The 23,252-nt window shown below is 46.9% G+C and carries 24 protein-coding genes; 22 read left to right on the top strand and 2 right to left on the bottom strand.

All coding sequences use genetic code 11. From position 1 onward, the window contains the following. Positions 1-12 precede the first annotated feature (12 nt). Genes leuB through ICN45_RS02045 form a run of 14 tightly spaced genes read left to right on the top strand, consistent with a single transcriptional unit; the run spans position 13 to position 14,326 of the window. A complete protein-coding gene (gene leuB, locus ICN45_RS02110) occupies positions 13-1,083 on the top strand; it encodes a 3-isopropylmalate dehydrogenase (protein WP_216172521.1) in 1,071 nt (356 codons plus the stop codon). 41 nt (positions 1,084-1,124) lie between these two features. After that, positions 1,125-2,282 carry an aspartate-semialdehyde dehydrogenase gene (gene asd, locus ICN45_RS02105; protein ID WP_216172519.1) on the top strand — a complete coding sequence of 386 codons (1,158 nt, stop codon included), beginning with the start codon at positions 1,125-1,127 and terminating at the stop codon, positions 2,280-2,282. Further along, complete coding sequence (locus ICN45_RS02100) at positions 2,282-3,670, top strand: FimV/HubP family polar landmark protein (protein ID WP_216172515.1); 1,389 nt, start codon at positions 2,282-2,284, stop codon at positions 3,668-3,670. The genes asd and ICN45_RS02100 overlap by 1 nt, the downstream gene beginning before the upstream one ends. A gap of 18 nt (positions 3,671-3,688) precedes the next feature. Next, positions 3,689-4,519, top strand: coding sequence for a tRNA pseudouridine(38-40) synthase TruA (gene truA / locus ICN45_RS02095; RefSeq protein WP_216172512.1), 831 nt, complete (start codon positions 3,689-3,691; stop codon positions 4,517-4,519). Between the two features lie 17 nt (positions 4,520-4,536). Then, complete coding sequence (locus ICN45_RS02090) at positions 4,537-5,199, top strand: phosphoribosylanthranilate isomerase (protein WP_216172509.1); 663 nt, start codon at positions 4,537-4,539, stop codon at positions 5,197-5,199. 45 nt (positions 5,200-5,244) lie between these two features. Next, a complete protein-coding gene (trpB, locus tag ICN45_RS02085; protein WP_216172506.1) occupies positions 5,245-6,438 on the top strand; it encodes a tryptophan synthase subunit beta in 1,194 nt (397 codons plus the stop codon). A gap of 17 nt (positions 6,439-6,455) precedes the next feature. Next, positions 6,456-7,253: a tryptophan synthase subunit alpha gene (gene trpA, locus ICN45_RS02080; protein ID WP_216172503.1), complete on the top strand. Its 798-nt coding sequence runs from the start codon at positions 6,456-6,458 to the stop codon at positions 7,251-7,253. Positions 7,254-7,259: 6 nt separating this feature from the next. Further along, on the top strand, positions 7,260-8,147 hold the full coding sequence (gene accD, locus ICN45_RS02075; RefSeq protein WP_216172500.1) for an acetyl-CoA carboxylase, carboxyltransferase subunit beta: 888 nt from the start codon (positions 7,260-7,262) through the stop codon (positions 8,145-8,147). A gap of 4 nt (positions 8,148-8,151) precedes the next feature. After that, the gene (folC, locus tag ICN45_RS02070; RefSeq protein WP_216172498.1) at positions 8,152-9,477 is read left to right on the top strand and encodes a bifunctional tetrahydrofolate synthase/dihydrofolate synthase; all 1,326 of its coding nucleotides are present in this window, start codon (positions 8,152-8,154) and stop codon (positions 9,475-9,477) included. 3 nt (positions 9,478-9,480) lie between these two features. Then, the gene (locus ICN45_RS02065) at positions 9,481-10,308 is read left to right on the top strand and encodes an SPOR domain-containing protein (RefSeq protein WP_216172494.1); all 828 of its coding nucleotides are present in this window, start codon (positions 9,481-9,483) and stop codon (positions 10,306-10,308) included. Beyond that, the gene (locus ICN45_RS02060; protein ID WP_216172492.1) at positions 10,308-10,874 is read left to right on the top strand and encodes a CvpA family protein; all 567 of its coding nucleotides are present in this window, start codon (positions 10,308-10,310) and stop codon (positions 10,872-10,874) included. The genes ICN45_RS02065 and ICN45_RS02060 overlap by 1 nt, the downstream gene beginning before the upstream one ends. 4 nt (positions 10,875-10,878) lie before the next feature. After that, positions 10,879-12,417 carry an amidophosphoribosyltransferase gene (purF, locus tag ICN45_RS02055; RefSeq protein WP_216172489.1) on the top strand — a complete coding sequence of 513 codons (1,539 nt, stop codon included), beginning with the start codon at positions 10,879-10,881 and terminating at the stop codon, positions 12,415-12,417. A 60-nt stretch (positions 12,418-12,477) separates the two neighbouring features. Next, the gene (locus tag ICN45_RS02050; RefSeq protein WP_216172485.1) at positions 12,478-13,686 is read left to right on the top strand and encodes an O-succinylhomoserine sulfhydrylase; all 1,209 of its coding nucleotides are present in this window, start codon (positions 12,478-12,480) and stop codon (positions 13,684-13,686) included. After that, positions 13,670-14,326, top strand: a complete 657-nt coding sequence (locus ICN45_RS02045; RefSeq protein WP_369411455.1) for a class I SAM-dependent methyltransferase — start codon at positions 13,670-13,672, stop codon at positions 14,324-14,326. The genes ICN45_RS02050 and ICN45_RS02045 overlap by 17 nt, the downstream gene beginning before the upstream one ends. Here the strand turns inward: ICN45_RS02045 and ICN45_RS02040 are convergent. Together ICN45_RS02040 and modB are read right to left on the bottom strand one after the other, a co-directional pair. Further along, positions 14,316-15,422, bottom strand: coding sequence for an ABC transporter ATP-binding protein (locus tag ICN45_RS02040; RefSeq protein ID WP_216172482.1), 1,107 nt, complete (start codon positions 15,420-15,422; stop codon positions 14,316-14,318). The genes ICN45_RS02045 and ICN45_RS02040 overlap by 11 nt on opposite strands. Beyond that, complete coding sequence (modB, locus tag ICN45_RS02035; RefSeq protein WP_216172479.1) at positions 15,422-16,075, bottom strand: molybdate ABC transporter permease subunit; 654 nt, start codon at positions 16,073-16,075, stop codon at positions 15,422-15,424. Before modB ends, ICN45_RS02040 begins: the two co-directional genes overlap by 1 nt. A 107-nt stretch (positions 16,076-16,182) precedes the next feature. Here modB and ICN45_RS02030 point away from each other — a divergent pair, with 107 nt between their 5' ends. The 8 genes from ICN45_RS02030 (at position 16,183) to soxB (ending at position 23,226) form a co-directional block, all read left to right on the top strand. After that, entirely contained in the window at positions 16,183-16,518 is a 336-nt protein-coding gene (locus ICN45_RS02030) for an ArsR/SmtB family transcription factor (protein WP_216172476.1), read from the top strand. A gap of 34 nt (positions 16,519-16,552) precedes the next feature. Continuing rightward, on the top strand, positions 16,553-17,953 hold the full coding sequence (gene soxC / locus ICN45_RS02025) for a sulfite dehydrogenase (RefSeq protein ID WP_216172474.1): 1,401 nt from the start codon (positions 16,553-16,555) through the stop codon (positions 17,951-17,953). After that, positions 17,937-19,028 carry a c-type cytochrome gene (locus tag ICN45_RS02020; RefSeq protein WP_216172472.1) on the top strand — a complete coding sequence of 364 codons (1,092 nt, stop codon included), beginning with the start codon at positions 17,937-17,939 and terminating at the stop codon, positions 19,026-19,028. The genes soxC and ICN45_RS02020 overlap by 17 nt, the downstream gene beginning before the upstream one ends. A gap of 90 nt (positions 19,029-19,118) precedes the next feature. Continuing rightward, positions 19,119-19,571, top strand: coding sequence for a thiosulfate oxidation carrier protein SoxY (gene soxY, locus ICN45_RS02015; protein ID WP_216172470.1), 453 nt, complete (start codon positions 19,119-19,121; stop codon positions 19,569-19,571). Between the two features lie 55 nt (positions 19,572-19,626). Beyond that, positions 19,627-19,935 (top strand): thiosulfate oxidation carrier complex protein SoxZ, encoded by a 309-nt coding sequence (gene soxZ, locus ICN45_RS02010; protein ID WP_216172468.1) that lies wholly within the window; start codon positions 19,627-19,629, stop codon positions 19,933-19,935. Positions 19,936-19,979: 44 nt separating this feature from the next. Continuing rightward, positions 19,980-20,792, top strand: a complete 813-nt coding sequence (gene soxA, locus ICN45_RS02005) for a sulfur oxidation c-type cytochrome SoxA (RefSeq protein ID WP_216172467.1) — start codon at positions 19,980-19,982, stop codon at positions 20,790-20,792. A gap of 19 nt (positions 20,793-20,811) precedes the next feature. Further along, positions 20,812-21,450, top strand: a complete 639-nt coding sequence (soxX, locus tag ICN45_RS02000; protein WP_216172465.1) for a sulfur oxidation c-type cytochrome SoxX — start codon at positions 20,812-20,814, stop codon at positions 21,448-21,450. Positions 21,451-21,495: 45 nt separating this feature from the next. Further along, positions 21,496-23,226: a thiosulfohydrolase SoxB gene (soxB, locus tag ICN45_RS01995; protein ID WP_216172463.1), complete on the top strand. Its 1,731-nt coding sequence runs from the start codon at positions 21,496-21,498 to the stop codon at positions 23,224-23,226. Positions 23,227-23,252: the final 26 nt, after the last annotated feature.

Genomic DNA, 23,252 nt, shown 5'->3' with positions numbered 1-23,252 from the left:
TAAAGGCCTTTCATGAAAATTGCAGTTCTCCCGGGCGACGGTATTGGCCCGGAAATCGTTGCTCAAGCCGTCCGTGTCTTAAACGCACTCGGCCCCAAGTTTGATCTAGAGGAAGCTCCAGTCGGAGGTGCTGCCTACGACATCGCTGGTCATCCATTGCCACCAGCTACGCTTGAGTTGGCAAAAAAAGCCGATGCTATTTTATTTGGTGCAGTAGGGGATTGGAAGCACGACACCCTTGCGCGTGAACTGCGCCCAGAGCAGGCAATCTTAGGCTTGCGTAAACACTTGGAGTTATTTGCGAATTTCAGGCCAGCGATTTGTTACCCAGAGCTCACTGCAGCATCTAGTCTCAAGCCAGAAATTATTGGCGGCTTAGATATTTTGATTATTCGTGAACTCAATGGCGATCTTTATTTTGGGCAGCCACGCGGTATTCGGACTTCAGAGCTACCATTGTTCAAAGGTGCACGTGAAGGTTTTGACACTATGCACTACAGTGAACCTGAAGTAGAGCGCATTGGTCACGTTGCTTTTGAAGCGGCGCGTAAGCGTGGCAAAAAAGTATGCAGCGTAGATAAGGCAAACGTTTTAGAAACATCACAGCTATGGCGTGAAGTGATGATTCGGATCTCTAAAGAGTATCCGGATATTGAGCTAAGCCATATGTATGTGGATAACGCGGCAATGCAGTTAGTCAAAGCCCCGAAAGCATTTGATGTCGTTGTTACTGGCAATCTTTTTGGTGATATTTTGTCGGATGAGGCGGCTATGTTGACTGGCTCAATTGGGATGCTGCCTTCAGCATCCTTGGATAAGAACAATAAAGGCCTATATGAGCCAAGCCATGGTTCTGCACCCGACATCGCTGGCAAAGGCATTGCCAATCCATTAGCAACCATACTCTCTGCGGCGATGATGCTGCGCTATTCCTTGGAAATGCCTGCAGAAGCAGATCGTATTGAAAAGGCTGTGCAAAAAGTATTAGCACAAGGCCTGCGTACGGTAGACATTTATACAGAAGGCACACAACAGGTGAGCACTGTACAAATGGGTGATGCAGTTGTTGCAGCATTAGCCTAAACAATAAACAAGTAAATATATTCACTAGATAGTTAGTCATCATGACAAATACAAAAATACCATTGGTAGGTTTAGTTGGCTGGCGCGGCATGGTCGGCAGCGTTCTGTTAGAAAGAATGCTCGCTGAAAAAGATTTTGATTTGATCGAACCTGTCTTTTTTAGCACTAGCCAAGCTGGTGGAGAAGTACCTTTGCTGAATGGTCAAAAAGTCACTAAAAGCGAAAGTACATTGCAAGATGCCAATGACATTAAAGCCCTGTCTCGCTGCGACATTATCCTGACCTGTCAGGGTGGTGACTACACCAATGAGATTTTTCCTAAGCTGCGTGCGGCTAGCTGGAATGGTCACTGGATTGATGCGGCAAGTGCTTTGCGTATGCAAGACGATGCGGTGTTGGTCTTGGATCCCGTGAATCGCCTGGTAATTGACAAGGCTTTAGCTGCAGGAGGCAAAAATTGGATAGGCGCCAATTGCACAGTGAGCTTGATGATGATGGCCATGGGTGGTTTGGTGAAGGCAGACATGGTGGAGTGGATTAGCGCCATGACTTATCAAGCGGCATCGGGAGCAGGCGCACAAAATATGCGGGAGTTACTCCTGCAGATGGGTGCATTGCGCGACAGCGTTGCCACCGAATTAGCCGATCCTTCCTCATGGATTTTAGATATTGACCGTAAAGTTACTGAAACATTGCGTTCACCCGATTTTCCGAAACAGAATTTTCGGAATACCCCATTAGCCGGTAGCTTAATTCCTTGGATCGACGTAGCAGTTGAGCATGGTCAAACTAAAGAAGAGTGGAAGGGTGGTGCTGAGTTCAATAAGATCCTCGGTCGTCCCGCATTTCGTAGTCCTGGCAGCATACCGGTTGATGGCTTGTGCGTGCGCGTAGGTGCAATGCGTTGTCATTCACAGGGTTTGACTGTGAAATTGAAGAAAGATATCCCGCTCAAGGAAATTGAAGCTATTTTGGCTAACGATAACCAGTGGGTCAAAGTCGTTCCGAATGATCGCGAAACGACTGAACGTGAATTATCACCAGCGGCAGTAAGTGGCACTATGACTGTTCCGATTGGCCGTTTGCATAAATTAGCAATGGGTCCAGAGTATCTTGGCGCGTTCACTGTTGGCGACCAATTGCTCTGGGGTGCTGCTGAACCATTGCGCCGTATGCTCAGAATCTTGCTCGAAAAATAATGCGACGAGTTTGCCAATGCAGCTTTGTAAAAGCACTTTGCTTTGTTTGGCTTAGTTGGTCGTGTACAGCTTGGGCGATTACCTTGGGCTCACCTCAGGTTCAGTCAAAAGCGGGGGAGCCACTGCGTGTGGAAATTCCGATTCGAATGACGGCTGATGAAGCTACTGCTTTAGATAGTCTGAAGGCAGTCACGCCCAATAAAGCCGCCTATGAGCGTCTTGGTATTTCTCAAAAGATTCTGGAGCTCAATCCTCAGGTGATGGTGTACCGCAATCGCCAAGAGCAACTTATGGTCTTGGTAGAGACGGTCAATGCTGTACCAGTTGCCGAGGATCCCTTTGTCGATGTTTTAGTCAATCTCAACTGGGCAAGCGGAAGCCTGACCAAAACCTACACTTTGCTCTTGGGTGATGTACAAAAAGTACTGGTGAAGCCTGGGCAAACGCTCTCTGAAATTGCTGCCATGATGGCTCCGCAATTAGAGGGCGCGACTTTAGATCAAACGATGATGGCTTTATACAAAGCCAATCCGGATGCATTTGCTAGCGGCAGCATTAATCGCTTAGCTGCGGGTGCTGAATTAAACAAGCCAAGCCAAGCACTGCTTCGCTCGATTAGCCCTGCAGAGGCAAACCAATTTGTGGCTGATGCAAATGCCGAGTGGCTTGCGGAAAAAGAGGATAAAGGTTCGGTCACAGGAACATCTAAATCTGGCGATGCCAAGGCTGGGGCGTCAATCCCGAAGGATCGCCTGAAGATAGGCTCAAGTGCAGAAGGAAATGAGCAAGAGCGCCGCTATACCGAAGAGCTCGTTGCCCAAGAAAAACAACTAGAGCAAGCTAAAGCACGCGTCACTGAGCTAGAAAAAAATATTGCTGATCTTCAAAGCCTCTTGGATAAATCCAAAGAGAAAAAAGCAGTTGAAAATAACTTTGGACTGGGTGGTTTTGCTCCAGCTGTTTTGGCAATCGGTTTAATTGCATTAACTGGTCTATTGCTTTGGGGTTTTGCCCGCAATGCCCGTCGCTCTGAACAGGGTAATTTCCAGGCAGCAAGAATACCCGCTGCACATAGCTCAGAAAAACCAGCTTCAGGTTCTCACTTCGAAATGCCTGAGCGCACTAAAGCGCTATTTGCAGGTATTGATTTAGACCTCCCTAAGCCAGTCAATGAAATTCCGCAGGACGCGTCAATAGGGCTTGCAAATCCATTGGCAGATACCTTGCGCGTCAAACTAAATCTAGCACGCGCCTACATCACGATTGAAGATTTCTCTGCTGCGAAGAAGTCATTAGAAGAAGTCATCCGTTTGAGTAATTCAGAAGATCCTACTATTACGATTGAAGCGCAAGGTTTATTGGCAGAGCTTTCGCAGCGCAATGCCTAAGGTCAAGAGTGTGAAGCAATGCGCATAGCACTCGGCCTTCAATACGACGGCAGCCCCTATTCTGGCTGGCAAACTCAAGTCAATCAACATTCAGTTCAAGATGAATTAGAGAAAGCCATTTCTGCTTTTGTGGGCGAGGAATCTTGCAAGGATTTTCCTATTCGGACCATTACTGCAGGGAGAACGGATACTGGGGTACATGCCTTAGGTCAGGTTGTGCACTTTGATACCAATGTTGAACGCGAAGCATTCTCTTGGGTTAGAGGCATCAATTCTTTTCTACCTAGTTCTATCGTAGTCAATTGGGCTAAAGAAGTTTCTACAGAATTCAGTGCGCGCTTTTCTGCATATGAGCGTACCTATATTTATGCCTTACAGGCAGGCCCCTGTCGATCACCGCTGGTAAATGCTAGGGCAGGTTACTTATTACTCCCCCCAAATCAATGGTTTGATGTGGATGGCATGAAAGAAGCAGTCCCTTGTCTTATTGGCGAACATGATTTCAGTTCTTTTAGATCTTCGGAGTGTCAGAGCAAGACACCAGTCAAAACCTTGTATTCAATTGAAATCATCTCCGAAGAGCCCTGGCTCTATTTTTCTATTCGGGGAAATGCCTTCTTACATCATATGATTCGCAATCTCGTTGGTTGCTTTCTGCAAATTGGACAGGGAAGGCAAAAGCCAGAGTGGATGGCTGAGGTCTTAGAAGCCAAAAATAGACAAATAGCCGCACCGACTTTTATGGCTGATGGCCTATATTTGACCAAGATTGCTTACCCAGAAGGGTTTGCGATTCCAGAGCCTTGGCTAAAAAACGCTTGGTTACCAACCCAAATCATTACTGCATAAGGCCTTATTATTCATTTATGGGCTTACTGACACACTCACTTGGACGAACAAGGGTCAAAATTTGCGGCTTAAGGACTTCTGCAGATATTGACGCGGCTGTTGCTGCGGGAGTGGATGCCGTGGGATTCGTGTTCTATCCGCCCAGTATTCGTGCGGTAAGTCCCCCTGTAGCTGCCCAGCTAATTACTAGACTACCTGCAGGAATAGACGCTGTTGGATTGGTCGTCAACGCTACAAATACCGAGTTTGCAGCCATAAAAAGCCTTGCCCCGATCACCTTATGGCAATTTCATGGGGATGAGTCCCCGGAACGCTGTATGGAGCTTGCCGCTGGGATGCCTTGGATAAAAGCGGCTCGGGTAGGGCAAGACTTCGCATTTGGTGAATTTTCCCTACAATATAGGCAAGCAAATGCTTTTCTACTGGATGCCCTCGTCGAGGGTTATGGTGGCGGAGGCGTTCCTTTTGATTGGCAAGGGATTCCACAGACATGGGTAAGCGAAAACGCGCTTCGGGTCGTTTTGAGTGGTGGATTGAACACGCACAACGTGGGCGAGGCGATTGCACGTCTGCATCCTTGCGCGGTTGACGTCTCTAGTGGCGTAGAAATCAGCAGGGGTGTTAAAGATCCTGTGCTCATGGCTGAATTTGTAAAGGCAGTGCGCGCAGCAGATGAGTAATCATCATCCCAATAATTTGCTGTAGATAAATCAAAAGAGGTAACTATGTACGACAAGCCAGATGCACGAGGACACTTCGGTCCCTACGGTGGAGTCTTTGTTTCTGAGACACTGATGTATGCATTAGATAAGCTCAAAGAGGCTTATGCTAAATACCAATACGACCCAGAGTTTATTGAAGAGTTTCATTACGAGCTCAAACACTTTGTTGGAAGACCATCGCCGGTATATCACGCAAAACGCTGGAGTGAAATGCTGGGTGGTGCACAGATGTATCTCAAGCGTGAAGACTTAAACCACACTGGCGCTCACAAAATTAATAATGTGATTGGTCAGGCAATGCTGGCTAAGCGTATGGGCAAGCCGCGCATTATTGCGGAGACTGGAGCGGGGCAGCATGGTGTAGCTACTGCTACTATTTGCGCGCGCTTTGGCTTGGATTGCACGGTTTACCAGGGTTCAGTAGACGTAGCTCGCCAAGCCCAAAACGTCTTTCGCATGAAGCTGTTGGGTGCCAAAGTGGTGCCCGTCGAATCAGGGACTAAAACATTAAAAGATGCACTCAATGAAGCGATGCGCGATTGGGTCACGAATGTAGACAACACTTTCTACATCATTGGCACTGTCGCTGGACCACATCCGTATCCGATGATGGTGCGCGATTTCCAGAGTGTTATTGGTGAAGAATGCAAAATACAAATGCCGGAAATGACGGGTCGTCAACCGGACTATGTTCTTGCTTGCGTGGGTGGTGGTTCGAATGCCATGGGTATTTTTTATCCCTACATTGATTTTCCAGAAGTTAAACTCATTGGTGTGGAAGCTGCAGGTCATGGGCTAGGTAGCGGCCTACATTCTGCTGCGCTATGCGTTGGTAAGCCTGGCGTATTGCATGGCAATCGCACTTACTTGCTGCAAGATGAGAATGGTCAGATTTCTGAAACGCATTCAGTATCGGCAGGCATGGATTATCCCGGTGTGGGTCCTGAGCACGCATGGTTAAAAGATTCTGGACGCGCTGACTACGTTGCCATTACTGATGAAGAAGCTTTGCAAGCATTTCATGATTGTTGCCGTATCGAGGGCATCATTCCTGCTCTGGAGTCAGCTCATGCTATTGCTTACGCCTGCAAGCTTGCCAAGACTTTACCAAAAGACAAAACCATTTTGATAAACCTTTCTGGTCGCGGCGATAAAGATATGCATACCGTTGCACAAGCCACTGGTTCCGAAGGTTAATTAAAAAAGAAATTCGTATGTCAAAAATTACTGCGCTCTTCAAGGAGTTAAAAGCCACAGGTAAAAAAGGACTCATTCCTTTTATTACTGCAGGCGATCCAGATCCAAAACTCACTGTTGAGTTGATGCATGCATTAGTTCGGGGCGGTTCAAGTGTGATTGAGTTAGGTGTACCGTTTTCAGATCCAATGGCTGACGGTCCTGTTATTCAAAGATCTTCAGAGAGAGCATTAACCCAGGGAGTGACCTTGCATCGTTGTCTCGAGATGGTCAAAGAGTTTCGGCAAAAAGATGCCAACACACCAGTAGTCTTGATGGGTTATGCCAATCCTGTTGAGCAAATGGGTGCTGAGCGTTTTGCCACCGAAGCAAAAGCGGCTGGTGTAGATGGTGTCTTGGTGGTAGATTATCCGCCGGAAGAGTGCGTTGATTTTGCTGCGCGCATGCGCGTCGCGGGTATTGACCCCATTTTCTTATTGGCACCCACTTCATCACCTGAGCGTATTAAAGAGGCTGCCAAAATTGCATCTGGCTATATTTACTATGTGTCGATGCGTGGGGTGACTGGTGCTTCCCACTTAAATACTCAAGATGTGGCGAGCATCATCCCGAAAATTCGGGAGGTAACGGATATTCCAATTGCCGTTGGCTTTGGAATTAGTGATGCAGCTAGTGCGAAGGCGGTATCCGCTAGCGCTGATGCAGTCGTGATTGGCAGCCGAATTATCCGTCTTTTAGAGGAAGCGGCTCCTGGTCAGGCAGTACAATCATTGGAAACCTTCATTCGTGAGATTCGCGATGCATTGGATAGTTAAAAACTAATGAGCTGGATAGATAAATTACTCCCACCCCAAATTCAACATACTGATCCTGCCAATCGCAAATCAGTACCAGAAGGATTGTGGGTCAAGTGTCCGAGTTGTGAAACAGTGCTTTACAGCACCGATATTGAAGCCAATCTCTCAGTTTGTCCAAAATGTAGTCACCACATGCGCATTGGTGCGCGTCAACGCTTAGATAAATTATTAGACCCTAAGGGCCGTTATGAAATCGGCGCTGATATTTATCCAATCGACCCACTGAAATTTAAAGATTCTAAAAAATATACCGATCGTATTAAAGAGGCCAACGATGCGTCTGGTGAATCAGAGGCATTGATGGTGATGGGTGGAAAAATAGAAAGCATTCCCGTTGTCGCAGCGTGTTTTGAGTTCCAATATATGGGCGGCTCAATGGGTTCAGTTGTGGGGGAGCGTTTTGTACGGGGTGTACAAGAAGCGATCGATAAAAAATGTGCCTTCATCTGTGTTACTGCTACCGGCGGTGCACGGATGCAAGAAAGCTTGTTATCTCTCTTTCAGATGGCTAAGACGAATTCCATGTTGACCTTATTGTCTAAAAAAGGTTTGCCATACATCAGTGTGTTGACGGATCCTACTATGGGTGGCATCTCCGCCAGCTTCGCTTTTATGGGTGATGTTGTGATGGCTGAGCCAAAAGCCTTGATTGGTTTTGCTGGTCCACGCGTGATTGAGCAGACGGTTCGTGAAAAATTGCCGGAAGGATTCCAACGTTCGGAGTTCTTGATGCAAAAAGGCGGAATCGATATGATTGTTGACCGTCGTCAAATGCGGAGTGAGATTGCGCGGCTATTAGCGCTCTTGCAAAAACTTCCAGAGCCTGCGATTGCGGGTAGCGCGGTCGTTTAAGCGCTTGAGTACAGCACACCAAGCCCCCATTCTGTTTTCTAGCCTAGAGGCATGGCTTAGCCACCTCGAAACTGCTCACCCTGTTGGTATTGACATGGGTCTAGAGCGCATCAATCGAGTGAAAGCAGCTTTGGATCTGCATTTTGACTGCCCTGTCATTACTGTAGCCGGTACGAACGGCAAAGGCTCTACCTGCGCTTATCTTGAGAGTATTTTGTTGGCGTCTGCTTATCGGGTTGGCTGTCATACTTCGCCGCACTTACTGAAATTTAATGAGCGTGCACGCTTGAATGGTGAAGAGGTCAATGACTCTCTTTTACTGGAGCACTTTGCTGCTGTTGAAAAAGCGCGGGTGAGTTTGGTGGATGCACCAACGCTAACTTATTTTGAATTCACTACCTTAGCCATCATGCATTTATTTGCTAAATCCAATTTAGATGTGCTTGTATTGGAGGTTGGTATGGGTGGTCGTTTGGATGCAGTCAATATCGTGGATGCGGACTGTGCCATTGTGACAAGTATTGATATTGATCATGCAGACTATTTGGGCAATACCCGCGAAGCAATTGGTCTTGAAAAAGCAGGCATTTTCCGTCCAGGACAAATTGCCGTCTGTGGAGATCCCATTCCACCGCAATCATTAGTCGACTATGCCGAAAAATTAGGCTGTGATCTTTGGTTGCAGGGCCGTGATTACAACTTCCAAGGTGATAAACAACAATGGGGTTGGGCAGGGCGTAAAAAACGTTTTAGTGGACTTGGTTATCCTGCTCTCAGAGGGGCAAACCAAATTCTGAATGCCTCGGCAGTGATTGCTGCCTTGATGGCCTTGCATCAGCGCTTGCCCGTTAGTGCACAGGATATTCGAAATGGCTTTGCTTTAGTTGACCTACCTGGCCGCTTTCAGGTGCTACCTGGACAACCTACAGTAGTCTTAGATGTTGCCCATAATCCCCATGCGGCCGCTACCTTAGCGCAGGGCCTGGATAAGATGGGGTATCACCCTTATACCTACGCCGTTTTCGGTGCTATGGCAGATAAGGACCTTGACGGTGTAATGAAGCCCTTGCTAGGTATTGTGGATTTTTGGTTTTGCACAGATCTGCCAACCCCTCGGGCTGCTAGCGCTCAAGTCTTGGCCCAGAAGCTCGAGACATTAGGCGTAAAGCCAAATAATGGTGCAGAAGGGGGCATTGAATGCTTCCCAGACCCTGCTGCATCGTATCAAAAAGCGCTGTCTAAAGCGGGTGAGGGTGATAGAATTGTGACCTTCGGATCTTTCTATACCGTTGCAGGCGTAATGAGTTACCGAAACAACCAGGCCCATTGATCCATGATTCGTTTACCGAGCTTTTTTAAGCGAAAAACAACGGCTGATGACCTTAGACTAGGTTCAGTAGGGGCAAGACGTCCCACTAAAAAGCCAAGCCCACGCAGTTTTCAGCGTTCAGTTGAAGCAGAAGAGCTGGCCCTCACAGAAGATCCAGAACAACAAAGAGCACGCCATCGCTTAATTGGTGCTGCAGTCTTGGTTCTCATTGCTGTTGTAGGACTCCCCAGAATTTTGGATAACAAACCAAAATCTGCTCCCAACGATATCGCAGTCAATATTGTTAGCAGCTTACCCATCCCTGGCTCAGATGCGAAGCCTGAAGATAAAGCAAAAACCGGAATCACTGCAGAGACTCCAAAAGAAGTAGCAAAGCCAGTCATTGTTCCAGAGCCAAAGGCAGAAGCAAAATCCGAACTTAAGCCAGAAACGAAGCCTGCACCCGCAGTAAATAAAGCGCCTGGCTTGGGCTTGGCAGCTGGTGAAGAAGTGGTTGCCGCCACTAATGCAAAACCCAAAGCAGATAACTCCGCCAAAGCTACTAGCAGTAATGCGGATAACGATAGTAGCAATGGCGCTACAAATGGCTCTGGTAAATATATTATTCAGATCGGTGCGTTTGCCTCTGAAGAGCGTGCTAAAGGTTGGATTACAAAACTCAAGGATCAAAAGATTCCGAACTCTGTTTCAAGTAAGACCGGTACTGACGGCACCAAACTCTATCTTTTGCGGGCCGGCCCATTTGCAGATAAAGATGCTGCCGATACCGCAGAAAAGAAAATCAAGGCGATGGGCTTATCCCCAAGAGTCGTCGAGATAGGTAAGCAGTAATGGAATACTTATCCACCCTCAAGTTAACATCGGTGGATTATTTCACTCTAGTCGTGTTGTTGGTGTCTGCGCTGGTAGGTATTTCTCGGGGCTTATTTAAAGAGGTGCTTGCCTTAGCTTCTTGGTTTGTTGCTGCATGGATTTCTTACCACTACAGCAACTACCTCTCTACTGAATGGCTTTCTACATTTCATCTAGATGAACTCCTCAGCCTAGGCATCAGCTTTACCATTCTTTTTGTTTTGACTTTGATTATCTGCGGTTTGTTTGGTGGAGTAGTACAAAAAATCCTTTTGTCTGCTGGACTCAGCATGACGGATCGATTTTTAGGCTTAGTTTTTGGTCTAGCACGCGGTGGGCTAGTCGTAGTGATCCTGGCAACACTGGCTGCACTCACACCCATCCCACAAAGTATGGCCTGGAAAAATGCCATTACCAGACCAGCAATCGATATGGCAACCGGTTTAATTAAAGGTTGGCTGCCAGCCGACTGGGCGAAGCAATTGGGTGAAGCAATGCCCAAAGTTACGCCTACCATTACTCCTAAATTAACAATAGGAATCTAGAGATATGTGCGGCGTCGTCGGAACTGTTTCTCACTCACCAGTAAATCAACTTCTCTATGATGCCTTGTTGCTTTTGCAACATCGCGGACAGGATGCAGCCGGTATGGCAACCATGAATGGCAATTCCTTCGCTATGCATAAAGCGAATGGCTTGGTGCGTGACGTCTTTAGAACTCGCAATATGCGTAGTTTGGTCGGCAATGCTGGTATTGGTCAGGTTCGCTATCCTACAGCTGGATCTGCAAGCAGCGAAGAAGAGGCTCAGCCTTTTTATGTCAGCGCTCCTTACGGCATTGTTTTGGCACATAACGGCAATCTGACAAACGCATCCAGCTTGCGTGTGGAGATGGCTTATCGTGACCGCCGTCATATTAATACCAGCTCTGATACGGAAGTGTTATTAAACGTATTGGCTGATGAACTTCAAAAAGAAACCAATAGTGCGGCATTAGATGAGAGCGCTATGTTTAATGCGGTTACGGGAGTGACGAGTCGGGTTAAAGGTTCTTATGCTGTTGTTTCTCTGATTGCTGGTTATGGTTTGCTAGCGTTTCGCGACCCATTTGGTATCCGTCCTCTTTGTATCGGGCGGATTGATACCCCCGAAGGTCCTGAATGGATAGTGACATCTGAGTCAGTAGCCCTTGAGGGCTTAGGTTTCACCTTTGTCCGTGATGTCAATCCAGGCGAAGCAATTTATATTGATTTGGATGGCAATTTCTACTCACGACAGTGCGTCCCCAATGCCATTCTGGCACCTTGCATCTTTGAATACGTATACATGGCCCGGCCAGATTCCACCATTGATGGGGTCACTGTTTACAACGTGCGCATGCGCATGGGCGACTACCTTGCAGAAAAGATTCGTAAGGAGACTAATGTAGATGAGATTGATGTGGTTATGCCGATTCCGGATTCGAGTCGTCCAGCAGCCATGCAAGTAGCTAAAAAGTTAGGTATTGATTATCGCGAAGGCTTCTTTAAGAACCGGTATATCGGTCGCACCTTCATCATGCCTGGACAAGCGGTACGCAAAAAGTCAGTCCGTCAAAAACTGAATGCGATGCGTATTGAGTTCAAAGATAAGACGGTGCTAATCGTGGATGACTCTATCGTGCGGGGTACTACCTCATTTGAGATCGTCCAAATGGCTCGAGAGTCTGGTGCGAAGAAAGTGATCTTTGCCTCGGCGGCACCACCAGTGCGTTTCCCGAACGTGTATGGTATCGATATGCCTACTCGTAGCGAGCTGGTTGCTTATGGCCGTACCGATGAAGAGATCAACAAGATGATTGGTGCTGATCAATTAATCTACCAGAGCGTCGAAGATATGAAGCAGGCAGTTCGCGATATCAATCCCGATATCCATCAATTTGAAGCTTCCTGCTTTGATGGTAATTACATCACTGGCGATATCACAGAATCCTATCTTGATGCCCTAGAAGCCGCTAGAAATACTTCTGAGGCACAAGCGGATCGTCAGCGGGATTCTAGCGACTTTGCGCGTTCCCAGCTCCATCTGCATTTGGCTACCGAAGACTAAAAAGCGACAGGGATTTGTCTCTAGCGAGGCAATTCCCCAATTCGGTGTCAAAATAGCAGTATGACAAGTAAAACTACCCGTAAAAAACCGGACTTTTCTAAGTTGGCATTAGAGACCTTGGCGGTCCGTGCCGGTACACGTCGCACCGCTGAATACCAAGAACATTCAGAGGCGATGTTTCTGACTTCGAGCTTCTGCTTTGATAGCGCTGAATTAGCAGCCGATGGATTTGCTCATGCTGACCAAGGCTTTATCTATTCCCGTTTTACTAATCCCACTGTCAGTATGTTTCAAGATCGCTTGGCTGCCCTAGAAGGTGGTGAAGCCTGTATCGCAACTGCCTCTGGTATGTCAGCTATCTTGACAATGGCGATGGCTCATTTACAAGCTGGTGATCACGTGGTGTGCTCACGCTCAGTATTTGGTGCAACGATTCAGTTATTCACCAATATCTTGGGTCGTTTTGGAATTACTACAACTTACGTTGACTTGGCGGATACCAAGTCATGGCAGTCTGCTGTCCAAGCAAACACCAAACTCTTTTATTTAGAGACGCCATCGAACCCCTTAACTGAAATTGCGGATATCAGAGCCATCTCCAAGATTGCTAAGAAAGCCAAAGCCTTATTTGCAGTAGATAACTGCTTTTGCACCCCAGCACTCCAGAAGCCGTTGGCTCTGGGTGCTGATGTAATCATTCATTCGGCGACCAAGTATTTAGATGGGCAGGGCAGAATGGTCGGTGGTGCGATTGTGGGTAGTAATGACTTCATTATGGGCAAAGTATTTCCTTATGTTCGTACTGCTGGTCCAACATTGTCTGCGTTTAATGCCTGGGTATTTCTGAAAGGCCTAGAGACTCTTGAGTTGCGCATGAAGCAACAGAGTCAAAATGCGCTCGCCTTAGCGCAGTGGCTTGAGAAGCAGCCTGGTGTTGAGCGTGTCTACCATCCCGGCCTCACATCCCATCCGCAACATGCTTTGGCAAAACGCCAGCAAAAAGCAGGCGGCGCAATTGTGTCATTCACACTTAAAGGTGGCAAGAAAGCTGCCTTCAAAGTGATTAATCAAACCAAGCTTTGCTCAATCACGGCAAACTTGGGCGATACCCGCACGACTATCACTCACCCAGCGACAACGACTCACTGCCGTGTTTCTCCAGAAGTTAGAAAGGCTGCGGGCATCACTGATGGCTTAGTACGTATCGCAGTTGGCCTTGAGAACATCAACGATCTAAAGAGTGATCTCGTTGGTGGATTCAAAAAATAAGCAAGTACATCAAGACAAACCTATGGGGTTCTCTGATGCTACCCAGTTCTGGAATGAACGCTTCGATAAGGCGGAATTCATATTCGGCAAAGAGCCCAATGAGTATCTCGTTGAGCAAACCCAAAAATACTTAAAGCCGAAAGATAAAGTACTTTGCATCGCTGATGGTGAAGGGCGTAACGGCGTTTGGCTGGCTAAGCAGGGCATACAAGTGATTGGCTTTGACGCATCGGATATTGCTCTCAGTAAAGCGAAGCAATTTGCCAAAGAGAATCAGGTAGAAGTTGAATATGCTTTCTCAGACACAGATAGCTTCGACTGGCAAGCAAATACATACGATGCAGTGATTGCGATCTTTATTCAGTTTGCAGATCCGCAGATGCGTGAACGTATTTTTCAGAAAACCTATGAAGCACTTAAGCCAGGTGGAATGTTCATTCTGCAAGGCTATACACCAAAACAGTTGGAATACAAAACTGGTGGCCCATCTTTGATTGAGCATCTCTACACCGAGGAAATGATTCGAGACCTGATAAAAGAGTTTGAAATCCTAGACTTGTGTTGCTATGAAAAAGAGCTCAATGAAGGTGCACGACATGCAGGCATGTCTGCCTTATTAGGCCTTGTTGCTAGGAAGTAAAGCGACGCGGGTCATTGATGGAGCGCAGCGGCATGATATGAATCTTGCTGCCATCAATTTCAACATGGGTATTTTTGCCGGGCTCTAATTCCAACCGTCTCACTTCCGCGGCTGAGGCCTCCCAGGTAATAGTATGGGCAGCATTATTCACTAGCAGCTGAATCACAGCTATTTGTCCTAGGGTGCTGATCTTTTCTACATAAGCCTCAATTGAGTTTACGTTTGACTCATTGTGGAGGCTAAGGCCATCTGCGGGAATAACCCAGGCAACTGGAGTACCAGGTGGAATTTTGCCTTTATCAACTACATCAAAAGTATGGTTGCTCTGGTTCCAAGTGAGCTTACCTGAGGAAAACACCCCCTCAAATAGATTGCCGATACCCACTAACTCTGCAACTCTGGAGTTTCTGGGTTTCTGAAATAGTACCTGGGGGGCTGCCGTTTGTAATCCAAGCCCTTGATCTATTACCGTGATGCGATCTGCTAATAAATCCGCTTCACGTAAATCGTGGGTAACCAGCAAAATGGGAATATTTAATTCCTTACGCAGCTCAGCCAGAATCTTGTACAGGCTTTGACGGGTAGGGGCATCGATGGCTGAAAAGGGTTCATCGAGTAATAAGGCACTGGGTTTTTTAGCCAGCGCTCTTGCTAAGGCGACGCGTTGCTGTTGCCCTCCGGATAGTTCGTATGGCATGCGCTGCGCAAGATCAGCAATACCCATCTGCCTCAACCAATCCAAAGCAATCGTTTTGCGCTTTGCTAGTTCAAAGCCGGAATTCTGTAATGGAATACAGACGTTTTCAAGGGCTGTGAGGTGCGGAAAGAGGGCGTATTGCTGGAATAAAAATCCACAAGTACGTTCTGCTGGAGAAAGTAATTTGATGACACCTTGTAAAGCATTAGCCTCAAACCAAGTTTGATTGCCGCACTCAATCTTTCCGAGGCTAGCATTACTAAGACCGGCAATCGTCCGTAAGACGGATGTCTTACCACTGCCAGAGGGGCCTACCAGAGCATGGAGCTCTCCTGAGGCACATTCAATATTGATTTGCAGGGGATTGGGGGATATCTGGGAGATATTTACTTTTAGCATCAGACTCTCCACCGCTTCTGACGAGAGGGGTTCTGCCCAAAGATTCCGTAGGAGACTGCAATTGCTACTAAGGAGATTGCTAGCAATAGTAATGAGAGTGCGCCTGCGCCGGTGGCATCAAAACTTTGTACCTTGTCATAAATAGCAATAGAAACCGTTTTCGTTTCGCCGGGGATTGCACCGCCCACCATGAGAACTACTCCGAATTCCCCAAGAGTATGGGCAAAGGTAAGCACAGCTGCGCTAGTGATGCCGCGCCAAGCTAACGGCAATTCAATTAAGCGAAAGATTTGCCAATTAGAAAGACCGCTTACTTGAGCGGCCTCAATAATTTCTGGATTGATGGCTTCAAAAGCCCGTTGGATTGGCTGTATAGCAAATGGCAAGTTGACGATAAGCGAAGCAATCAAAATGCCTGTAAAGGAAAAGACCAGTGGAACGCCAAAAAAGCTCTTGCCGCCAAGCCCAACCAAAAGGTAGTAACCCAAAACTGTCGGTGGCAGAACAAGGGGTAGAGCTAAGCTTGCCTCAATCCATGACTTGCTTTTGCCCATTCTTTGGAGTGAATGGGCAACCCAGACCCCAAAAGGCAGTATGAGGACGAGAGTCCATAAAGCCAGCTTTAACGAGAGAAGAATGGCATCCATATCCATGATTGGATTGTATCTGCTGATGTCCTCAGGGTATTTCTCTATATCAAGTCTCTTTTGATCTAGGTCAAATATACGTTTATACGCATATATTCATATTGATAGACCATATGAAATCTAAAGTTCAAAAAGCAACTCAGAATTTATCTCCTAAACAGATGGAGAAGGTATTTTCTAAAGTAGCAGCCTATTTCAATGTACTGTCAGATCCAGTCCGTTTACGGATCATGTATGCGGTGTGCGCTGGAGAAAAATCTGTTTCTGAAGTGGTGGAGATGTGTGGCACGAGTCAAGCCAATGTCTCTAGGCATCTATTGGCATTGCATAAGTTCGGAATCTTACTTCGACGTAAAGAGGGTGTCACGGTATATTACTCAATTGCAGATAACGCCACCGTAGAGATGTGTCAGACAGTCTGTGCAAAGATAGCTGAAGGTATTCATTAAGCTTTACAGAATTGAATTTTTAAGTAGAGATCAAATGACTAAGAAGCAAATTGAATTGAGTGCTAAGGATATCTCGGCAGTAGAGAAGCCTGCTAATCGGGCTCGCCTCATTAACGCGCCAGAGCACTTTATTTCCCAAGAATTAATTACTGAGATTAACGCCAATGGCCTTGATGAAACCCGTCGTGGCTTTTTGCGTAAAGGATTCTTTTCGGCTTTGGGTACTGCGGCTGCAGGCTTGGCAGCACCAATGGCATTTGCAGCTGATGAGGGTGATCCAGCGATCTTAGAAAAACAAGAATGGCAGACTACCCTTGGTAAGAACGTAGCAACGATGCCGTATGGTGTGCCATCGATTTATGAGGCCAACCTCATTCGCCGTGAATCGCCAGGCTTAACTCGTGTATCTGCTGCCTCCGTTGCCTTTACACCCCTGCAAGGCTTATTTGGAACGATTACGCCAAATGGTTTGCATTTTGAACGTCATCATCAGGGTTGGTACAACCTGAATCCTGAAACACATCGCTTGATGGTCAATGGCTTGGTGAAGAATGCCCGTGTCTTTACGATGAATGACTTAATGAGGTTACCTTCGGTTTCGCGTACGCATTTTATTGAGTGTGGTGCCAATACCGGCTTGGAGTGGGGTAACGTTGCGGTACCAACTGTGCAATATACCCATGGCATGTTATCTTGCTGCGAATTTACTGGCGTACCCCTCAAGGTTCTGTTGGAAGAGTGCGGCGCTGATTTGAAAAAAGGCAAGTTCATGCTTGCTGAGGGTGGCGATGGCTCGGGTATGACGCGCACTATTAATTTAGATAGCTGTCTGGATGACACTATCGTTGCCTGGGGTATGAATGGAGAGATGCTACGACCTGAGAATGGCTTCCCATTGCGCTTAGTGGTTCCAGGAGTTCAAGGCGTTAGCTGGGTTAAATGGCTACGTCGTCTAGAAGTAGGGGATATGCCCTGGAATGCAAAAGACGAAGCAGTTCACTACATTGAGTTGATGCCCGATGGCATGCATCGTCAATACGCATCAATCCAAGAATGTAAATCCGTCATTACCACCCCATCCGGTGGTCAGCAATTGCTCGATAAAGGCTTCTATAACGTGAGCGGTATGGCATGGTCCGGTCGTGGCAAGATTAAACGGGTTGATGTGTCATTTGATGGCGGTAATAACTGGCGTACTGCGCGTTTAGAAACTCCTATTCTGACTAAGTCCATTACCCGTTTCAATATTGACTGGATATGGGATGGCTCGCCGGCAATTCTGCAATCTAGAGCCATTGACGACACTGGTTATGTACAACCATCGATCAAGATGCTGCGTGATGTTCGAGGCAATCGCTCGATCTATCACAACAATGCTATTCAGTCTTGGAAGTTAGATGCAAATGGTGAGGTGAGCAATGTACAAGTGGGATAAATCATTTGCTCGTATAGCACTCTTTGGTTTAGCAGTATTTTCTGCGCAGCTTGCTTACGCTCAAAATATGCAAGGTTCTGCCAAGTTTCCTGGAATTGGCCGCAATGCTACTCCAGCTGAGGTAATTGCGTGGGATATTGATGTGCGCCCAGACTTTAAAGGACTACCAAAAGGATCTGGCTCGGTAGAGCAGGGTCAAGTGATCTGGGAAGCCAAGTGCGCTAGTTGTCACGGGGTCTTTGGCGAATCTAATGAAATCTTTACACCCATAGCTGGTGGAACTACCACTGATGATATTCAGACTGGCAAAGTTGCCTCTTTGGCGGATCGGAAGCAGCCACAACGGACAACTTTAATGAAGGTCCCCACGGTTTCTACCTTGTGGGATTACATTTATCGCGCAATGCCATGGAATGCTCCAAGATCCTTAACGCCCGATGAAACGTATGCTCTCGTTGCCTTCATTTTAAGTTTGGGCGAAATCGTTCCCGATGACTATGTCTTGAGTAATAGCAATATCGCCGAGGTGCAGAAGAAGATACCTAACCGGAATGGCATGATTCGAAATCATGGCTTTTGGAGTGTAAACGGCAAGCCCGATATCAACTCGCCGGCTTGTATGAACAATTGCGTGAAGTTTGTTCAAATCGGATCTACATTGCCGGATTTTGCTAGAAATGCCCATGGCAATATTGCAGAACAAAATCGCCTGTATGGACCCTATCGCGGCTCCGATTCCACTAAGCCACCCATTGCGAAACTTCCAGGATCGACTGGTGAGGGTTTGGCCCATGCTGCAGAAACCCATGCCGCCAGTACAAAAGGACCCGCTGCATTGTTTAAGAATGAGAACTGCGGAGCATGCCATGCACCGAATGCCAAATTGGTCGGTCCATCTATTACTAACATTTCTGCGAAGTACCAAGGGCAGGGTGGCGCTGTCGATCAATTAATGGCTAAGGTAAAGAATGGTGGGGCAGGCGTCTGGGGCTCTATACCGATGCCTCCACAAAGTCAGTTATCCGACGAAGATCGCAAGACATTAGTGGTTTGGGTTCTCTCAGGGGGCAAATAAGGTCCTCATAACAAATTACCAGCAAATTATCAGTACGTTTTATTGGAAGGTAGATAATATTCATAGTATGAGATTAATAAGGGAGTTTTTATGAATCAGCAGCGACGTAGTGTATTGAAATACTCAGCCGTATTCGGCTTGATGGCTTCTGCGGGTCTTATCAGCGTAGCCCAAGCCCAAGAGTGGAATAAAGCCGCTTTTGAAGGCAAGAGTCTTGACGACGTATTCAAAATCTTGGGTGCAGGTAGCCCAGACAAATCAGGTGCCGTTACTTTAAATGCGCCTGATATTGCAGAAAATGGTGCGGTAGTTCCAGTTGGAATTACCACCACACTCAAAGCAGAACAACTGGCAATCTTGGTCGAGAAAAACCCCAGTGCCTTGGCTGCCCAATTCTTTATTCCTGCTGGCACTGAACCATTTGTGACTACGCGTATCAAGATGGGTCAAACCTCTAACGTATACGCCTTAGTAAAAGCTGATGGCAAGTGGAGTATGGCGGTTAAAGAAGTGAAAGTGACTTTAGGTGGTTGCGGCGGTTAATCGCCTCAAGCTCATTAAATACTATTAACTAATTCATAGATTACAAGAGGAAAAAATGGCTGATCCAATGCGCGTTAGAGCTGCTGAGAACGGTGGAATTGTGGATGTAAAGATTTTGATGAAACACGATATGGAATCTGGTCAGCGTAAAGATGCTGCTGGCAAAGTGATTCCTGCATGGTTCATCAGCACTATTAATGTCAAAGCCAATGGTAAAGATGTCTTGAATGGTCAATTTGGTCCAGCAGTGTCTAAGGACCCATTCTTGAACTTCAAGTACAAAGGCGCTAAGGGCGACAAGATTGTTGTGAGCTGGGTTGATAGTAAGGGTGACAAGCGCTCTGACGAAGCAACTGCTTCTTAATGCCGGTCGTCTTCACCACTTCAATGGTTCTGAAAGGGTAACAAATGCAGCGTAAATTCACCTTGGGTTTAGCCTCAGGATTATTAGTAACCCTGATGTCAATTTCACCTTCATCCTATGCTCAAAATGCGACAGATGATATTGCAAAGTACCGTGAGATGATTGCCGATGGAAATCCTTCAGAACTATATGAGGCTGCCGGTGAAGTGCTTTGGCAGCAAGCTGCTGGTCCTAAGAATGCTACGCTAGAGAAGTGTGATTTAGGCTTAGGGCCTGGCGTTGTGAAAGGGGCGGCAGCACAGTTGCCACGCTACTTTAAAGATACTAATCAGGTTCAAGACCTCGAGTCCCGTTTGATGACTTGTATGCAAAAGCTGCAAGGTCGTGATCCACAAGAGATGATCGATGCACCATTTCAAAAGGGTCCTAAGAAAGATATGGAAGCCATTGTGGCTTACGTAGTGACCTTATCTAAAGGTGACAAGATCAAAGTCAGCACCAATCATCCCAAAGAAAAAGAAATGTATGAGCTAGGTAAGCGCGCATTCTTTTTCCAGGGTGGCCCAATGGATTTCTCCTGCGCTTCTTGCCACGGTGAAGATGGCAAGCGGATTCGTTTGCAGGACTTACCGAATATCACCACCCAAAAGGGCGCTGCTTTGGGTTGGGGTTACTGGCCTGCCTATCGTGTCTCAAGTGGGCAGTTCTGGACAATGCAGCAGCGTTTGAATGACTGCTATCGTCAGCAACGCTTCCCATTCCCAATTTATGGCTCTGATTTAACTGTTGCGATATCGATGTATATGGCAAAGAACGCCAATGGCGGCATAGTTGAAACCCCTGGTTTGAAGCGTTAATGGATAAGAGACAGAGAAAATGACCATGAATAATATGAAATCCCTCTTAGCCCTCAGTATTTTTGTAGTAGCTGCATTTGCAATCCAAGGCTCTGCAAGCGCACAGCAAGCAAACAACCCTAAGTTCAATAAGATGATGAAGGATGGTTTTAGGGCGGATGGTATTGCTGGGCTAGACCGTATTGATCAAGATGCAACCCAAAAGTTTTGCTCCGACCCAGTGTTTGCTGGTAGTAAGCAGGGTCAGAACATGCGGGAGACGATCCAAAAAGTGAATATGGATTCGATCAAGCAGCCCTCCGATGGTAAATATATCGGTGATTGGAAGAAGGGTGAGGCAATTGCACAAAGTGGTCGCGGCGCCACTTGGACTGATAAAGCCGACACCCCCGTTGGTGGCGGTTGCTATAACTGTCACCAGATCGATAAGAAAGAAATTTCTTATGGAACGATTGGGCCGACGCTCTGGAATTACGGTAAGTTGCGTGGCTATTCACCTGAGGTGCTTACCTATACCTGGAACCGCGTCAATAACTCCAAGGCCTATAACGCTTGTAGCAATATGCCGCGGTTTGCCCACTTCAAGCTCTTAAATGAGCAGCAGATTCAGGATGTGATGGCTTTACTTCTTGATCCAAATTCGCCAGTCAATCAATAAAGAAATAAAACAGGCCGACAGGCCTGTTTTTACAAAGGGAATGTTATGTATTTAAGTCGTCGTGATTTTTTGCAAGCCTTAGCTATTGCATCGGCAGGAGGGATGAGTTTGCAATCCAATTTTGCGAATGCCCAAACTACTGCCCAAAAATTTTATGACTTGCCAAAGTTTGGTAATGTTCATTTCTTACATTACACCGATTGTCATGCTCAGTTACTCCCGATTTATTTCCGCGAGCCCAATGTCAACATCGGTATTGGTGCGCAAGAGGGCAAGACTCCACACTTAGTTGGGGAATATTTCCTGAAAGCGAATGGCATTGCTGCAGGTTCTCGCGATGCCCATGCTTTTACCTATTTAGATTATGTTGCTGCCGCACAAAACTACGGCAAGATGGGTGGCTTTGCGCATATGGCAACACTGATCAAACAAATGAAGGCTAATCGCCCTGGAGCTTTATTACTTGATGGTGGTGATACTTGGCAGGGTTCTGGCACTGCTCTCTGGACTAATGGCCAAGATATGGTGGATGCCGCTCTGGCTCTAGGTGTAGACGTGATGACACCGCATTGGGAGATGACGCTCGGTGAAAAGCGCGTTATGGAAATTGTCAATGGCGATTTTAAGGGCAAGGTCTCCTTCATTGCGCAAAATATTAAGACAGCTGACTTTGGTGACATGGTGTTTAACCCCTATGTCATGAAAGTTCAGAACGGGATCCAAGTGGCCATCATTGGTCAAGCCTTTCCCTACACGCCGATTGCTAACCCGCGTTACTTCACTCCGGATTGGACCTTTGGTATTCAGGAAGAGAATATGCAAAAGACCATTGATGAGGTGAGATCAAAAGGGGCAAAAGTCGTTGTGCTCTTATCGCATAACGGTATGGATGTGGATTTGAAGATGGCTTCCCGTGTGCGTGGTTTAGATGCCATCTTGGGTGGCCATACTCATGATGGCGTGCCTATTCCGGTGAAGGTCAAGAATGCCGGCGGCGTAACGTTGGTTACCAATGCTGGATCTAATAGCAAGTTCTTGGGCGTATTGGATTTTGATGTGAAGGGCGGCAAACCGGTGGATTTCCGCTACAAACTCTTCCCAATCTTTTCCAATATGATTCCTGCTGATCCAGCGATGAGCAAACTCATTGCGAAGATCAGGGCCCCTTACGAGACAAAGTTAAATGAGAAGCTAGCTACAACCGAAGGGCTGTTGTATCGCCGTGGTAATTTCAATGGTAGTTTTGATCAACTTATTCTGGATGGCCTCATGTCGCAAAAGAATGCGGAGATCGCTTTCTCACCAGGCTTTCGTTGGGGTACGAGTCTTTTGCCAGGACAAGCCATCACCCGTGAGAACCTTTTAGACCAAACAGCGATTACTTATCCCTACACCACTGTCACGAATATGAGTGGAGAGACAATCAAAACCATTCTCGAGGACGTAGCTGATAACCTATTTAATCCTGACCCGTATTACCAGCAGGGCGGTGATATGGTGCGTGTTGGTGGAATGCAGTACACCATTGATCCTGTCCAGACTGCGGGCAAACGCATTTCGGATATGCGCTTAAACGGCAAAGCAATTGAAGCCAATAAGATCTATAAGGTCGCTGGCTGGGCACCTGTCAGCGAAGAGGCTAAAAATGCAGGCGGCGAAGCAATCTGGGATGTGATGGAACGCCATTTGCGCGATGTCAAAGTGGTCAAAGCGGTTAAGCTCAACGAGCCAATTATTAAAGGCGTTGCCAATAACCCAGGTATGGCTCCAATTTAATTAGCTACATATCTAACTACACGAGA

It is taken from the genome of Polynucleobacter alcilacus, assembly GCF_018881545.1.
Classification (GTDB): domain Bacteria; phylum Pseudomonadota; class Gammaproteobacteria; order Burkholderiales; family Burkholderiaceae; genus Polynucleobacter; species Polynucleobacter alcilacus.
This window is presented reverse-complemented; position numbering and strand designations above follow the sequence as displayed.